At 74.8% G+C, this 15371-nt stretch carries 15 protein-coding genes; 9 read left to right on the top strand and 6 right to left on the bottom strand.

Annotation, left to right across the window (positions count from 1 at the left end; genetic code table 11):
* Positions 1-98 precede the first annotated feature (98 nt).
* From ACH4T9_RS03890 to rdgB, 9 genes are all read left to right on the top strand, one after another.
* Positions 99-1853 (top strand): hypothetical protein, encoded by a 1755-nt coding sequence (locus tag ACH4T9_RS03890; RefSeq protein ID WP_396669659.1) that lies wholly within the window; start codon positions 99-101, stop codon positions 1851-1853.
* 148 nt (positions 1854-2001) lie between these two features.
* Positions 2002-2292, top strand: coding sequence for an ATP-dependent Clp protease adapter ClpS (gene clpS, locus ACH4T9_RS03895; protein ID WP_350886347.1), 291 nt, complete (start codon positions 2002-2004; stop codon positions 2290-2292).
* 2 nt (positions 2293-2294) lie between these two features.
* Entirely contained in the window at positions 2295-2789 is a 495-nt protein-coding gene (locus ACH4T9_RS03900; RefSeq protein ID WP_396669901.1) for a DUF2017 domain-containing protein, read from the top strand.
* A gap of 53 nt (positions 2790-2842) precedes the next feature.
* Positions 2843-3331 (top strand): Mov34/MPN/PAD-1 family protein, encoded by a 489-nt coding sequence (locus ACH4T9_RS03905; protein ID WP_396669660.1) that lies wholly within the window; start codon positions 2843-2845, stop codon positions 3329-3331.
* Between the two features lie 73 nt (positions 3332-3404).
* Positions 3405-3749 carry a MoaD/ThiS family protein gene (locus tag ACH4T9_RS03910; RefSeq protein WP_350886344.1) on the top strand — a complete coding sequence of 115 codons (345 nt, stop codon included), beginning with the start codon at positions 3405-3407 and terminating at the stop codon, positions 3747-3749.
* A 12-nt stretch (positions 3750-3761) separates the two neighbouring features.
* Positions 3762-4727, top strand: a complete 966-nt coding sequence (locus tag ACH4T9_RS03915) for a PLP-dependent cysteine synthase family protein (protein WP_396669661.1) — start codon at positions 3762-3764, stop codon at positions 4725-4727.
* Between the two features lie 231 nt (positions 4728-4958).
* Positions 4959-5705 (top strand): MBL fold metallo-hydrolase, encoded by a 747-nt coding sequence (locus tag ACH4T9_RS03920; RefSeq protein ID WP_396669662.1) that lies wholly within the window; start codon positions 4959-4961, stop codon positions 5703-5705.
* Positions 5706-5783: 78 nt separating this feature from the next.
* Positions 5784-6509 carry a ribonuclease PH gene (rph, locus tag ACH4T9_RS03925; RefSeq protein WP_396669663.1) on the top strand — a complete coding sequence of 242 codons (726 nt, stop codon included), beginning with the start codon at positions 5784-5786 and terminating at the stop codon, positions 6507-6509.
* Positions 6506-7123, top strand: coding sequence for an RdgB/HAM1 family non-canonical purine NTP pyrophosphatase (gene rdgB / locus ACH4T9_RS03930; RefSeq protein ID WP_350886336.1), 618 nt, complete (start codon positions 6506-6508; stop codon positions 7121-7123). The genes rph and rdgB overlap by 4 nt, the downstream gene beginning before the upstream one ends.
* Before the next feature lie 63 nt (positions 7124-7186).
* Here rdgB and hutH read toward each other — a convergent pair whose 3' ends face one another.
* The 6 genes from hutH to ACH4T9_RS03960 all read right to left on the bottom strand — a co-directional run bounded on the left by hutH (position 7187) and on the right by ACH4T9_RS03960 (position 15351).
* Positions 7187-8725 (bottom strand): histidine ammonia-lyase, encoded by a 1539-nt coding sequence (gene hutH / locus ACH4T9_RS03935; protein ID WP_396669664.1) that lies wholly within the window; start codon positions 8723-8725, stop codon positions 7187-7189.
* The gene (gene hutI, locus ACH4T9_RS03940; protein WP_396669902.1) at positions 8713-9933 is read right to left on the bottom strand and encodes an imidazolonepropionase; all 1221 of its coding nucleotides are present in this window, start codon (positions 9931-9933) and stop codon (positions 8713-8715) included. Before hutI ends, hutH begins: the two co-directional genes overlap by 13 nt.
* A 56-nt stretch (positions 9934-9989) precedes the next feature.
* Positions 9990-11348: a formimidoylglutamate deiminase gene (locus ACH4T9_RS03945; RefSeq protein WP_396669665.1), complete on the bottom strand. Its 1359-nt coding sequence runs from the start codon at positions 11346-11348 to the stop codon at positions 9990-9992.
* 244 nt (positions 11349-11592) lie between these two features.
* On the bottom strand, positions 11593-12831 hold the full coding sequence (locus tag ACH4T9_RS03950) for an allantoate amidohydrolase (RefSeq protein WP_396669666.1): 1239 nt from the start codon (positions 12829-12831) through the stop codon (positions 11593-11595).
* Entirely contained in the window at positions 12828-14483 is a 1656-nt protein-coding gene (hutU, locus tag ACH4T9_RS03955) for a urocanate hydratase (RefSeq protein WP_396669667.1), read from the bottom strand. The genes ACH4T9_RS03950 and hutU overlap by 4 nt, the downstream gene beginning before the upstream one ends.
* 13 nt (positions 14484-14496) lie before the next feature.
* Positions 14497-15351: a MurR/RpiR family transcriptional regulator gene (locus ACH4T9_RS03960; protein ID WP_396669668.1), complete on the bottom strand. Its 855-nt coding sequence runs from the start codon at positions 15349-15351 to the stop codon at positions 14497-14499.
* Positions 15352-15371 lie beyond the last annotated feature (20 nt).

The raw sequence follows: 15371 nt of genomic DNA on the forward strand, positions 1-15371 counted from the left end.
AAGTGTCCCCACCGGACAGACCACGCGGCCGGATCCGAGCACGGCCGCCCTCACCGGGAGGCAGCCTGATGCAGCCGGGTCCACTCCCCTCGACCGACGTGTCCGACGAGCCGAGCGGGCCGGCCGGCCCGCTGCGGTGCGGCCCGACGCCCACCCGGCTCGGGGTGACCGAGGCCCGGCCGGACGACCCGCTCGCCGTGGTCGCCGCCGGGCCGGCCGGCGCCGCCCGGCGTGACGTACTCGCCTCCCTGCTGGGGCTCGCCCCGGGGATGCTCGCCGTCCCGCCCGGGAGTTGGCTGCTGGTCGACCACGCCCGGGTGCCGACCCGGGCCGCCTACGTGCCCGGCTACCGCCAGCCGCACGCGTACGCGCCGGACCAGTCGGCGGCGGGCCCGGCGCTGGCCCGGCCGCCGCGCCGGGTCGAGCTGACCGTCACCGAGCCGCTGCTGCGGCACTTCACCGTGGTCGACACGCCCGACACCGACACGCTGGGCCTCGCCGGCAGGCGGGTGCTGCTCGACGCGGTCGGCCGGGCCGGGGCGTTGCTGTTCGTGATCGCGGCGGACCAGGCGTTCACGGCCGCCGAGCTGCACCTGCTGGCCGAGGCCGCCCACGCCGCGGCCGAGGTCTTCTTCGTGGTGACGCCCGGCGTCTCGGGCTGGGCCCCGCCTCCGACCGGGCGGCCGGGGGCCGGGTCGGGTCGACCGGACGGGCCCGGGGCGCGCGGACGGGTGACGAGCAGCCGCCGGGACCCGGCGTGGACGGACGGCACGGGGGCTTCCGTCCCGACGGGTTCCGGCGGCCGGGTCGACCGGCCGCCGACGCGGTCCGCGCAGCCGGGTGGGCCGGTGGATCCGTGGCCGGCCCGGCTGCCGACCGAGCCGCACCCGGTCGGCGCGGCGGACCCGGTCGGCGCGGCGGACCCGGCGGACCCGGTGGGCGCGGCGGACCCGGCGGACCCGGTGGGCGCGGCGGGGCCGGTCGAGGTGGTGCTGGCCGCGCACCGTGCGGTGCTGCTCGCCGCCGTGCCGGCCCTGGCCGTGGCCCACTGGTACCCGGCCCGGCCGGACGACGTCGGCGCGTTGCGGCGGGCCCTGGTGGGCTGGGCCGCCGACGAGGGGCTGCGCCGGGCCAGCGCCCGGTCGCCGGTGCTGCCCGGGACGCACGGCCGGGTCCCGGTGCCGCCCGGCGCGGAGGCGACCGGGTGGGCCGAGCGTCTGGACCGGCAGGCCCGCTCCCGCGCCCAGCGCATCCGCCAGCACGTCGCCCTGGAGCTGGCCGACACCCACCTGCGGGTGGTGCAGGAGATCGTCTTCGGGGTCGGCTGCGCCGGCCTGCCACAGCTGCTCGACCGCGAGCTGGAGGCGCTGTCCCTGCTCGCCACCGCCCGGTGCGACGAGGCGGTGCGGGCCCTGCTCGACGATGCCGCCGGGCGGGTCCTGGGCGACCCGGTGCCCGAGGGGGTCCGGCGGCGGATCGGCAACGCCGTCCGCTGGGGGCTCGGCGACCACCCGGTCGGCCGGGACCTCGACCGGGTGCTGCTGGTCACCAGCACCGCCGGGGTGGCCGAGGTGGCCGGCGCCGGTGCGGTGGACGCGGTCTCCGGCTACCCGGGCGGGGAACGTGTCGAGGTGCTCCCGCCGGTCGCCGTGGCGCTCTCCGGCGGCTGCTGGCAGCACTGGCGCAGCCTCGGCAACGACGACCCGGGCGGCGCCCGGTCCTGGGCGCAACGGGCGCTGCGCGAGGTCGAGCTGGAGCTGACCCGGGACATCTCCCGACGCTTCGAAGCCGTCCGCCGCTCGCTCGGCGCGGTGCTCTCCGAGGCGGTCGACCACGGCATCCTGCTCGCCTGACGCCGGCCCGGACCGGCCGGTGGGGCCCCGACGGGGTCCTGCCGGGCCGGCCCGCGCGCCGGTCGTCGGGGAAGCTCCGGCCGATGATCCGGACCCGTCCGGCGTTCCGGTTCATCGCTTCCCGGCAACCGGTGGCACGATGGGGGGCATGGCGGCTCCGCAGGTTGCACCGGTCGAGACGCCGGCCACCGAAGAGGTGCCGGCTTCCGACCGGCCGTGGGTGACGATTGTGTGGGACGACCCGGTGAATCTGATGTCGTACGTGACCTGGGTCCTCCAGAAGTTGTTCGGGTACAGCCGGGAGAAGGCGGAGAAGCTCATGCTGGACGTGCACCACAAGGGCCGGGCGGTGGTCTCCAGCGGTGCCCGGGAACGGATGGAGCACGACGCGGCGCAGCTGCACGCGTACGGGCTGTGGGCCACGGTGGAGCGGTCGTGAGCATGTTCCGGCGCCGGGGCGACCGGTACGTCGCCACCCTCGCCGTCGACGAGGTCCGGGTCCTGCGCAAGGTGGCCTCCGAGGTGGTGGGGCTGCTCACCGACGGCTTCGACCACTCCGACCCGGTGCTGGGCCGGCTCTTCCCCGAGGTCTACCCGGACGACTCGGCCGGTACGGCGGAGTTCCGCCGGTACACCGAGGGCGACCTGAAGACCGGCAAGATCGACCAGGCCGGGGCGATCCTCGCCGCCCTGCCGGACTCCTCGGGCGGCGAGGTCCAGCTCGACGCCGAGGCGGCAGAGGCGTGGCTGCGGGCGCTCAACGACGCCCGCCTGGCGATGGGCGTCCGGCTGGAGGTCAAGGACGGCACGGACCTCGGTGCGGAGCTGGACGAGGCGGTCGCCGCCGACCCGTCGTCGAGCCGGGTGTTCCAACTGTCGGTCTACGCGTACCTCGGGTATCTCCAGGAATCCCTGCTCAACGCCATGATCGACTGAGGGTGACCGTCGCCACCCTCGGCTGGGCGGGTGGAGGGGCTAGGCTGGGCAGCGTGCTGAGCATCGACCGGTCGATCATCGACGCGATCGTCGCCCACGCCCGCCGGGACCACCCGGACGAGGCGTGCGGCGTGGTCGCCGGTCCCGCCGGCAGTGACACCCCGATCCGACACATCCCCATGGAGAACGCGGCCCGCTCCATGACGTTCTACGAGTTCGACTCGATGGAGCACCTGCGGCTGTGGCGGGAGATGGACGACCGCGACGAGGAACCGATCGTCATCTACCACTCGCACACCGCGACCGAGGCGTACCCGTCGCGTACCGACGTCTCCTTCGCCGGCGAGCCTGGCGCGCACTACCTGCTCGTCTCCACCCGCGAGCCCGACACCGAGGAGATCCGCTCCTACCGGATCGTCGACGGCGTGGTGACGGAGGAGCCGGTCCGGATCGTGGACGCCGCCGTGGACCCGAACGCCGTCCAGTCCTACATGTTCGGGCAGAGCCCGGCGACGGTCGACTACGAGTGTTCCGACCGCTGATTCCAGCGGCATCGCGACATTCATTCCTTCCCGTCACCGAGCAACCGCACATCCGGACAAGGAGCACGACATCATGGCCATCGAGGTTCGCATCCCCACCATCCTGCGCAGCTACACCGGCGGCGCGAAGGTCGTCGAGGGCGCCGGCGACACGCTCACCGACCTGCTCGCCGACCTGGACTCCCGGCACGCCGGCCTGCGCGGCCGGCTGGTGACCGAAGCCGGCGTGCTGCACCGCTTCGTCAACGTCTACGTCAACGACGAGGACGTCCGCTTCCTCGGCGCGCTCGACGCCAAGCTCAACGACGGCGACAGCGTCACCATCCTGCCGGCCGTGGCCGGCGGCGCGTTCGGCTTCGCCGCAGCGGCGGCGATCGCCTCGCATACGGTAGCCACGCGCGCCGCCGCCGTCCGCTGAGGCGGGGCGGCGATGGCGCGGTACGAAAGCCTGTTGGACGCCTGCGGCGGCACGCCCCTGGTCGGGCTGCCCCGGCTCTCGCCGACGGTGCCCGAGGGGGCGCCGCCGGTGCGGCTCTGGGCCAAGCTGGAGGACCGGAACCCGACCGGCAGCATCAAGGACCGGGCGGCCATGTTCATGGTCCGCCGGGCCGAGTCCGACGGCCGGCTCCGCCCGGGCGACACCATCCTGGAGCCGACCAGCGGCAACACCGGCATCTCGCTGGCCATGGTGGCCAAGCTGCGGGGTTACCGGCTGGTCTGCGTGATGCCGGAGAACGTCTCGACCGAGCGGGTCCAACTGCTTCGGATGTACGGCGCGGAGATCATCTTCTCGCCGGCCGCCGGCGGCTCCAACCAGGCCGTCGCCACCGCCAAGCAGATCGCCGCCGAACACCCCGACTGGGTGATGCTCTACCAGTACGGCAACGAGGCGAACGCCCGGGCGCACTACGAGACCACGGGTCCCGAGCTGCTCCAGGACCTGCCCACGATCACCCACTTCGTGGCCGGGCTCGGCACCACCGGCACCCTCATGGGCACCGGGCGCTACCTGCGCGAGAAGGTCGAGGGCATCCAGGTCGTGGCCGCCGAGCCCCGCTACGGGGAACTGGTCTACGGGCTGCGCAACATCGATGAGGGGTACGTCCCGGAGCTCTACGACGCCACCGTGCTGTCCCGGCGGTTCTCCGTCGGCACCAGGGACGCCGTGCTGCGTACCCGGCAGCTGGTGGAGGTGGAGGGGATCTTCGCCGGCTTCTCCACCGGGGCCATCCTGCACGCCGCCCTGGCGGTGGCGCACGAGGCGGTCCGGGACGGCCGCCGGGCCGACGTCGCGTTCGTGGTCTGCGACGGCGGCTGGAAGTACCTGAGCACCGGCGCGTACGGCGGCACCCTGGCCGACGCCGAGGAGGCCCTGGAGGGGCAGCTCTGGGCCTGAGGACGAGCCTGACGGCGTCGACGGGCCGTGACCGGGTGACCGGTCCGGCCCGTCCGTCGTCTCCGGCCGGCGGCGGCTGCGGGTGTCACGTTGATGACAACTTCCACTAGATGATTCTTGCCCCGGCGCGCGCCAGCGTAGGCTGCGCAGCGTGTCGTACACGTCGATGAAGATCATGGACGGGACGGCGGCCGACGTGACGACTACGGTTCGTGACAGCGGGACGACCACATGCGACTGACCGTTCTCGGCTGCGCCGGGAGCTTCCCCGGCCCCGACTCCCCGTGCTCGGCCTATCTGGTCGAGACCGACGGTTTCCGGCTCCTGGTCGACTTCGGCCCCGGCGCGCTGTCCACCCTCCAGCGCTACGCCGGGCTGCACGCCCCGGACGCCATCCTCCTCACCCACCTGCACTGCGACCACATGCTCGACGCGGTGTCGTACGTGGTGGTGCGCCGGTACGCCCCGGACGGCCCGTGTCCGGTCCTGCCGGTGTACGCCCCCTCCGGCGCCCCGGACCGGCTGGCGCTGGCCTACGGGCAGGAGGACAGCACCGTCGAGGACGTCTACCAGTTCTACGGCCTCGAACCGGGCACGTTCCCGATCGGCCCGTTCACCGTCACCGTCGACCGGATGAACCACCCCGTCGAGACGTACGGGGTGCGGCTTGAGCACGACGGTCGGGTGCTCTGCTACTCGTCCGACACCGCGCCGTGCGAGGCGCTGCTGCGGCTGGCCCAGGGCGCGGACGTCTTCCTCTGCGAGGCCAGCTACCTCGACGGGGTGGACAACCCGCCGGACCTGCACCTGACCGGCCGGGAGGCCGGCGAGGCGGCCACCAAGGCGGGGGTGGGCCGGCTGCTGCTGACCCACCTGGTCGCCGCGTGGGGCAGCGAGGCGCTCACCATCGAGGCGGCCGGCACCGCGTACGACGGGCCGCTGGAAGTGGTCCGCTCGGGCGCCTGCTACGACATCTGACCGACCTCGGCCGGCGGCGGGCGCGGAGAGCGGGACACCCCGGGGCGGTTCGATCACCGCACCGCATAGGGTGCAGGCATGGCGCGACCTGACGGGCGGCGGCCCGACCAACTCCGACCGGTGACCCTGACCCGGGGCTGGAGCACCCACCCGGAGGGCTCCGTGCTCGTCGAGTTCGGCGAGACCCGGGTGCTGTGCACGGCCAGCGTCACCGAGGGGGTGCCCCGGTGGCGCAAGGGCTCCGGGCTCGGCTGGGTGACCGCCGAGTACGCGATGCTGCCCCGGGCCACGAACACCCGCTCGGACCGGGAGAGCATCAAAGGCCGCGTCGGCGGGCGGACCCACGAGATATCCCGGCTGATCGGCCGCAGCCTGCGGGCCGCCATCGACCTCAAGGCGCTCGGCGAGAACTCGGTCGTGCTGGACTGCGACGTCCTTCAGGCCGACGGCGGCACCCGCACCGCGGCGATCACCGGCGCTTACGTGGCGCTGCACGACGCGGTGAACTGGCTGGCCGACCGCAAGTCGCTGGCCGGCAAGCCGGAGAAGGTGATGCACCGCTCCGTCGCCGCAGTGAGCGTCGGCGTGATTGCGGGCGAGGCCCGGCTGGACCTCTGCTATGAAGAGGACGTGGCGGCCGAGGTCGACATGAACGTGGTCTGCACCGGCACCGGCGAGTTCGTCGAGGTGCAGGGGACGGGGGAGTCCGGGGTCTTCGCCCGCGACCAGCTCGACGCCCTGCTCGACCTGGCCGTCGCCGGCTGCGCGGAACTGGCCGAGGCCCAGCGGAAGGCTCTCTCATGAACAAGGTGCTGCTCGCCACCCGTAACCGGAAGAAGCTGATCGAGCTCCAGCGGATCCTCGACGGCGCGCTCGGCGCGCACCGGGTCGCACTGCTCGGCCTCGACGACGTCGAGGACTACCCGGAGCTGCCGGAGACCGGCCTGACCTTCGGCGAGAACGCGCTCATCAAGGCGCGGGAGGGCTGCCGGCGCACCGGGCTGCTCACCATCGCTGACGACTCCGGCCTCGCCGTCGACGCCCTCAACGGGATGCCGGGGGTGTTCAGCGCCCGCTGGGCCGGCCGGCACGGCGACGACCGGGCCAACTTGCAGCTCGTGCTGGACCAGATCGCCGACCTGCCCGACGACAACCGGGGCGCGTCGTTCGTCTGCACGGTGGCGCTGGTGCTGCCCGGCGGCAAGGAGCACCTGGTCGACGGCCGGCAGGCCGGCCGGCTGCTGCGCGCGCCGCGCGGCGAGGGCGGCTTCGGGTACGACCCGATCTTCCTCGGCGACGGCCAGGACCGCACCAACGCGGAGCTGACCCCGCCGGAGAAGGACGCGATCAGCCACCGGGGCAAGGCGCTGCGTGAGCTGGCCAAGCTGATCGCCAAGGTCCTCCCGCCGGCGGCCTGACGGCGGGCGGCGGATCGCCGGGGGAGGGTCGTGCCGGGTGCCCGGCTTCCGCCACCCCCGGCGTCAGCCGAGCGGGCCGATCTCCCGCTCGATCGCGGCCCGCAGCTCCGGGCCGGCCACCACGGACCGGGCCGCCTCCATCAGCGGGGCGAGGAACACGTCGGGCCCCGGCTCCCCGGCCGCCTCGCCGAGCGCGGCCAGGGCGGCCCGTCCGGCCGGCGACGGCGTCAGCGGGGCGCGTAGCTGGAGCCCGCGTACGGCGGCCAGCAGCTCCACCGCGAGCAGGCTGGTCAGGTTGTCCAGCACGGTGAGCAGCTTCTTCGTCGCCGCCCAGCCCATCGAGACGTGGTCCTCCTGCATCCCGCTGGTGGGCAGCGAGTCCACCGAGGCGGGGGCGGCCAGCCGGCGGTTCTCCGCGACGATCCCGGCGGCCGTGTACTGGGCGATCATTAGCCCGGAGTTGACCCCGGCGTCGGGGGAGAGGAACGCCGGCAGCTCCCGGGACCGGGTCACGTCGAGCAGCCGGTCCACCCGCCGCTCGGAGATCGCCCCCACCTCGGCGGCGGCGATGGCCAGGAAGTCGGCGGCGAAGCCGAGCGGGGCACCGTGGAAGTTCCCCGTGGACTCGACCCGGCCGTCCGGCAGCACCACCGGGTTGTCCACCACGGACACCAGTTCCCGGTCGGCCACGGTCCGGACGAAGTCCAGGGTGTCCCGGGCCGCGCCGGCGACCTGCGGGGCGCAGCGCATCGAGTACGCGTCCTGCACGGCGTGCGCCAGGTCGTCGCGGTGCGAGTCCATCACCGCCGACTTCTGGAGCAGCCGGTGGATGTTCGCCGCCGACGCCGACTGGCCGGGGTGCGGGCGGATCGCGTGCAGCTCCGGCAGGAACGGCCGCTCCGAGCCGAGCATCGCCTCGATGGCCAGGGCGGCCGTCACGTCGGCCATGGCGAACAGGTGCGCCGCGTCGTTGATGGCCAGCAGCAGCATGCCGAGCATGCCGTCGGTGCCGTTGATCAAAGCCAGCCCCTCCTTGGCGGCCAGCTCCACCGGGGTCAGCCCGGCCCCGCGCAGCGCGTCGGCGGCGTCGATCCGCTCACCGGCCGGGCCGAGCACCCAGCCCTCGCCGAGCAGCACCAGCGCGCAGTGCGCCAGCGGGGCCAGGTCGCCGGACGCGCCGAGCGAGCCGTGCTCCGGCACCCAGGGGGTGACGTCGTGGTTGAGCAGGTCGACCAGTGCCTCGGCGACCAGCGGGCGGACCCCGGAGCGGCCCAGCGCCAGCGAGCGGACCCGCAGCAGCATCATCGCCCGGACCACCTCGCGCGGCATCGGAGCGCCCACCCCGGCGGCGTGCGAGCGGATCAGCGCGTGTTGCAGCTCCGCTCGCCGCTCCGGCGCGACGAAGGTGTTCGCGAGGGCCCCGAAGCCGGTGGAGACGCCGTACACAGGCCGGCCGGCGGCCTCGATCCGGTCCACGATGGATCGGCTGGCCGCCATCGCGTCCACGGTGGACGGGGCGAGGACGACCCGGGCGCTGCCTCGGGCCACGGCGAGCACGTCGGCGGGGCAGATCCCGGTGGGCTGGACGGTCACGATCGACATTGCGGCACTCCGTTGTGCAGAACCTGGCGGATCAGGGGAACACCGGGCCGGTAGGCCAGGTGCAGGTAGGACGGGGCGTCGAGGATCATCAGGTCGGCCCGCGCGCCCCACGCGATCCGCCCCACGTCGCTGCGGCGCAGGGCCGCCGCCCCACCTGCCGTCGCAGCCCAGACCGCCTCCGCCGGGGTCATCCGCATCTCGCGTACGGCGAGCGCGATGCAGAACGGCATCGACGAGGTGTACGACGACCCGGGGTTGCAGTCGGTGGCCAGGGCCACGGTGACGCCGGCGTCGAGCAGCCGGCGTGCGTCCGGATAGGGCGACCGGGTGGAGAACTCGGCACCGGGTAGCAGGGTGGCGACGGTGGTGGTGTGCAGGCCGTCCGGGCACATGCAGCCGATCCGGCGCGACGCGAGCGCGTCGATGTCGGCGTCGGACAGGTGGGTGCAGTGGTCCACGCTGGCCGCGCCCAGCTCCACGCCGAGCTGCACGCCCGGACCGGGGCCGAGCTGGTTGGCGTGGACCCGCATGCCGAGCCCGACGGCCTGCCCGCAGGCGAGGATCGCCCGGGCGTGGTCCACGTCGAAGGCTCCCCGCTCGCAGAACACGTCGATCCAGCGGGCGTACGGGGCGGCGGCGGCCAGCATCGGCCCGCACAGCATGCCCACGTAGTCGTCGGGGCGGTGGGAGTACTCGGCGGGAACCACGTGCGCGCCGAGGAAGGTGGTGTCCTCGGTGAACTCGGCGGCGATCCGCAGCGAACGGGCCTCGTCGGCGACGGTCAGCCCGTACCCGCTCTTGATCTCGATCGTGGTGGTGCCCTGCCGCATCGCCTCGCCGACCAGCCGGCCCACGGTGGCCCGCAGCGTGTCGTCGGAGGCCGCCCGGGTCGCGCCGACCGTGGTCCGGATGCCGCCCCCGGTGTACGGCTGGCCGGCCATCCGGGCGGCGAACTCGACGGACCGGTCCCCGGCGAACACCAGGTGGGCGTGGCTGTCCACGAACCCGGGCAGCACGGCCGCCCCCTCGGCGTCGATCCGCCGGTCGGCGGCCGGGGCGCCCCGGGCCGACCCGACCCAGGCCACCTGCCCGTCCTCGACCAGCACGGCGGCGTCCCGGCGGATACCCAGCGGCCCGCCCTCGCCGATGATGTCGTTGGTGACCAGCTCCCCGATGTTGTCGATGAGCAGGCTGCCGGTGTTCCGCAGCGCCGGCCGGACCCGATCGCCCGGCCCGGCCGGTCGGTACTGCCAGTTGCCCAGGCTCACGAGGTCACCGCCTGGATGGCACGCCGCAGCTCCGCCGGCACGTCCACGGTCAGGTGCCGGCCGTCGGCCACGACCGTCTGCCCGTCGACCACCACGTGCGTCACGTCGGCGGCGGTGGCCGCGAAGAACGCGCCGACCGGCGGCACCCCGGCGGTCCGGGCGCTGTCCAGCCGTACCGTCACCAGATCGGCCCGGTCGCCGACCGACAGCCGGCCGGCGTCGCCCCAACCGAGCGCGGCGTGCCCGGCGACGGTGGCCGCGCCGACCAGCTCGGCTGCGCTGAAGTGCCCCCGGCGTCGGGTGCGTAACCGCTCGTCCAGTTCCACCGCGCGGGCCTCCTCGAACAGGTCGATCACGGCGTGGCTGTCGCTGCCCAGGCTCAGCGCGACGCCCGACTCGGCCAGCCGGCGGGCCGGCCCGATCCCGTCGGCGAGGTCCCGCTCGGTGGTGGGGCAGAGGCAGACCCCGGTGCCGGTGTCGCCGAGCAGAGTCACGTCGGCGCTGGTGGGGTGGGTGGCGTGTACGGCGACGGTGCCCGGGCCGAGCACCCCGTGGTCTGCCAGCAGCCGGGCCGGCGTGCGGCCGTGCGCGGCCCGGCAGGCGTCGTTCTCGGCGGGCTGCTCGGACAGGTGCAGGTGCAGCGGTGCCCCGCGCCGGTCGGCCCAGCCGGCCACGGTGGCGAGCTGTTCCGCCGGCACGGCGCGGACCGAGTGCACGGCTGCCCCGACCAGCGCGTGGGCCCCGTCGGGGGTGAACGCCGAGGCCCGGTCGGCCCAGCGCAGGGCGTCGCCGTCGCCGAATCGCCGCTGCGGCCCGGTCAGCGGCGCCCCGTCCACCGTGGCGGTCAGGTAGCAGGCGTCCAGCAGGGTGAGCCGGATCCCGGCCTGCGCGGCGGCCTCGACCAGGGCGGCCCCCATCGCGTTCGGGTCGGCGTACGGCGTGCCGTCGGGGCCGTGGTGCAGGTAGTGGAACTCGCCGACGCAGGTGATCCCGGCCAGCGCCATCTCGGCGTACGCGGCCCGGGCCAGGGCCAGGTAGCTGTCCGGGTCGAGCCGGGCCGCCACCTCGTACATGACATCCCGCCAGGTCCAGAAGTCGCCCCGGCCGCCGTGGGTGCGTCCGCGCAGCGCCCGGTGGAACGCGTGCGAGTGGGCGTTGGCCAGCCCGGGCAGGGTCAGCCCGGGCAGCCGGGTGGCATCGCCGAGCACCTCCACCCCGGCTGTGGGCGTGCCCGCGCCGCCGAGCGGGGTGACGGCGGTGATCCGGCCGTCCTCGGCCTCGATCAGCACGTCCGGGGTGGGCTCGGCCTGGTCGGGCAGCCACGCGTATTCGGCCAGCCAGCGGGTCGGGGTCACCTCTTCCGCCCCCTTTGGAGCTGCCCCGTCTGTGCGGGCAGCTCCATAGGGCCCGGGGTGTGTGGGCCGCCTCGGGTGGAGTTCCCGCCAGCTGGCGTGCGGGGGCCGCCTCGGGTGGGGTTCCCGCCGGCTGGCGTGCGGGGGCTGCCCGCGGCGTCCCCGCCGGCCGGCGTGTGTCGGGCCGGCCCTGGGTTCGTGGCCGGCCCGGCCGCCGGAAGCCCTGGCCCGGCCGCCGGAAGCTGGGTCAGACGCATGTCAGCTCCTCCAGGACCCGGGCCAGGGCGGTGACCCCGGCGGCGCAGTCGGCGTCGGTGGCCGCCTCGGCGGGGGAGTGCGACACCCCGGTCGGGTTACGCACGAACAACATGGCGGTGGGCAGGTGCCCGGCCAGCACCCCGGCGTCGTGACCCGCCCCGGTGGGCAGCACCGGCGCGCCCAGCAGCGCCGCCAGCCGCCCGCCGAGGCCGCCGTCGAAGGCGACCAGCGGGGTCGCCGACTCCTCGGTGAGGGTGACCTCCGTGCCGTCCCGGCCGGCCCGGTCGGTGGCCTTGGCGCGAACCGCGTCGACCAGGCCGGTCAGCGTGTCCGGCTCGGCCGCGCGGGCGTCCAGCCAGCCGGTCACCTTCGACGGGATCGCGTTGGTGGCGTTCGGCTCGACCCGGACCCGACCGACGGTGGCGTGCGCGCCGCGCAGCCGGGCCTCCTTGTTCGCCGCGAGCACGGTGAACGCGTACGTGAGCATGGGGTCGCGGCGGTCGGCCATCCGGGTCGTACCGGCGTGGTTGCCCTCGCCGTGGAAGTCGAAGCGCCAGCGGCCGTGCGGCCAGATGGCGCTGGCGACCGCGACCGGCGCATCGCGCTCGGCCAGCGCGCGGCCCTGCTCGACGTGCAGCTCCACGAAGCACGAGAACCGGCCCAGCAGGTCGGGCCGGGCGCCTGCGGGTCGGTCGCCCAGCGCCTCGGCCAGGCTGACCCCGTCGGCGTCGCGCAGGCCGGCCGCGCGATCCGGATCGAGCGCGCCGGTGAGCAGCCGCGATCCCAGGCACGGTACGCCGAAGCGGGCGCCCTCCTCCTCGGCGAACGCGGCCACCACGAGGGGACGGACCGGGGTCGCCCCGGCGGCGCGCAGCTCGTCCACGGCGAGGAACGCGCTGACGATGCCGAGCGGCCCGTCGTACGCGCCGCCGTGCGGCACCGAGTCGAAGTGGCTGCCGGTCAGCACCGCGTCCCCGGCCGCCGGGTCGCCCCAGCGGGCGAAGAGGTTTCCGTTGCCGTCGGCGGTGACCGGCATGCCCCGGCTGGCGGCCTGAGCCCGGAACCATTCGCGTAGCGCCAGCTCCGGCTCCGTGAACGAATACCGCAGGTAGCCGCCGCTGCCAGGGTCCCGGCCGACCGGGGCGATGGAGTCCCAGAGCAGCCGGAACCGGCCGGCGAGGTCCGTGGGGTCCGCCAGGTCCACGTGGTCCGCGGAGTCCGCCGTCATGCCCGGCCCTCGGCCATCGGCACCCGCACGCCGGTGTGGTCGGCGACCTCGCGGGCGGCGTCGTAGCCGGCGTCGACGTGCCGGATGACGCCCATCGCCGGGTCGTTGGTGAGTACCCGCTCGATCTTCTGCCCGGCCAGCGCCGTGCCGTCGGCGACGCAGACCTGGCCGGCGTGGATGGACCGGCCGATGCCGACCCCGCCGCCGTGGTGGATGGACACCCAGGACGCCCCGCTGGCGGTGTTGACCAGCGCGTTGAGCAGCGGCCAGTCGGCGATCGCGTCGGAGCCGTCGGCCATCGCCTCGGTCTCCCGGTAGGGGCTGGCCACGCTGCCGCAGTCCAGGTGGTCCCGGCCGATGACGACCGGCGCGCTCAGCTCGCCGGAGGCGACCATCTCGTTGAACCGCACTCCGGCCTTGTCCCGCTCGCCGTAGCCGAGCCAGCAGATCCGGGCCGGCAGGCCCTGGAAGGCGACCCGCTCGCCGGCCAGCCGCATCCACCGGGCCAGCGACTCGTTCTCCGGGAACAGGTCCAGGATCGCCCGGTCGGTGGCGGCGATGTCGGCCGGGTCGCCGGAGAGCGCCGCCCACCGGAACGGGCCCTTGCCCTCGCAGAACAGCGGACGGATGTACGCCGGCACGAAACCGGGGAAGTCGAACGCCCGCTCGTACCCGCCGAGTTGAGCCTCGCCGCGGATCGAGTTGCCGTAGTCGAAGACCTCGGCCCCCGCGTCGAGGAAGCCGACCATCGCCTCGACGTGCCCCGCCATCGAGGCCCGCGCGCGGTCGGTGAACTCGGCCGGCTTCGCCCTCGCGTAGTCCCCGGCGTCGGCCGGCTCCACCCCCTCCGGCAGGTACGACAGCGGGTCGTGCGCGCTGGTCTGGTCGGTGACGATGTCGATCTCCACGCCCCGGCGCAGCAGCTCGGGGAAGACGGTGGCGGCGTTGCCCACCACGCCGACGCTGAGCGCGCGGCGGTCCCGTTTCGCGGCGAGCGCCCGCTCCACCGCGTCGTCCAGGGAGTCGGCGACCTCGTCGAGGTAGCGGTCGTGGACCCGGCGGTCCAACCGGCTGCGGTCCACGTCGACGATGAGACACGCGCCGCCGTTCATGGTGACCGCGAGGGGCTGGGCCCCGCCCATCCCGCCGCATCCGGCGGTCAGCGTCAGCGTGCCGGCCAGGCTTCCATCGAACCGTTTGGCGGCGACGGCGGCGAACGTCTCGTACGTGCCCTGGAGGATGCCCTGGGTGCCGATGTAGATCCAGGACCCGGCGGTCATCTGCCCGTACATGGTCAGGCCGAGCTGCTCCAGGCGGCGGAACTCCGGCCAGGTGGCCCAGTCGCCGACCAGGTTGGAGTTGGCCAGCAGCACCCGGGGCGCCCACTCGTGGGTGCGCAGCACCCCGACCGGGCGGCCGGACTGCACCAGCATCGTCTCGTCCTCGCGCAGGTCGGTCAGCGTGCGCACCAGCGCGTGGTACGACGGCCAGTCCCGCGCGGCCTTCCCGGTGCCGCCGTAGACGACCAGGTCGTCGGGGCGCTCGGCCACCTCCGGGTCGAGGTTGTTCATCAGCATCCGCAGGGCGGCCTCCTGCGGCCACCCCCGGGCGGTCAGCGCGGTGCCGCGGGGGGCGCGGACGGGCTGGGGCATCTCGGTTCTCCTCTCAGCCGAGGAACAACTGGCGACGGGCGGCGGAGGACTCGAACGCCTCCAGCCGACGCTGGGTCTCGGCGGGCGCGGCGTCGCAGATGGCCTGGAGGACCACCATCGCCAGGGTCATCGGGGCGGTGTGCAGGTCGAACACCAGATCGGTGCCGACGGCGGCGGGGAGTACCACCTCGGCGTGTTCGGTGGCCGGGCTGACCGGCGAGTCGGTGATGGCCACCACGGTCAGCCCGGCGGCCCGCGCCTCGCGCAGCGCGTCCAGGGTCTCCCGGGGGTAGCGGGGCAGCACGAACGCCAGCAGGGCGGTCGCCCCGGCGGCGGCGGCCTGTTCGAGGCGGTCGGTGAGCAGGCTGCCGCCGTCGTCGAGCACCCGCACGTCCGGGTGCACCTTGGCGGCGAAGTACGCGAAGTACGCGGCCAGCGGCGCGGCGGCCCGCAGCCCGAGCACCGGCAGCGGGCGGCTCGCGGCGAGCAGTTCGCCCGTCTCGGCGATCCGGTCCAGGTCGGCGAGCTGCCCGGCCAGCCGCTCCAGGTTGCCCACCTCGGCCCGGACGGCGCGTTGCAGCTCGTTGCCGCCGCCGGAGGACCCGCCGGTGGCCGCGCCGGTCAGCTCGCGCAGCCGGCGGCGCAGCGCCGGGTAGCCGTCGTGGCCGAGCGCCACGGCGAATCGGGTCACCGACGGCTGGCTGACCCCGGCCAGCTCAGCCACCTCGGCGGCGGAGAGGTATGCCGCCGTAGCGGCGTTCTGCACCAGGCTGTGCGCGATCCGGCGCTGGGTCGGGGTGAGCCGGACGCCCCGGAACAGGTCGACCACCCGGTCGGTGGGCGCCCCGACGGTGCGTCCGTCATTCATGCGCCGACTCTATGCATCAA

Source organism: Micromonospora sp. NPDC020750 (assembly GCF_044334565.1).
Classification (GTDB): Bacteria; Actinomycetota; Actinomycetes; order Mycobacteriales; family Micromonosporaceae; genus Micromonospora.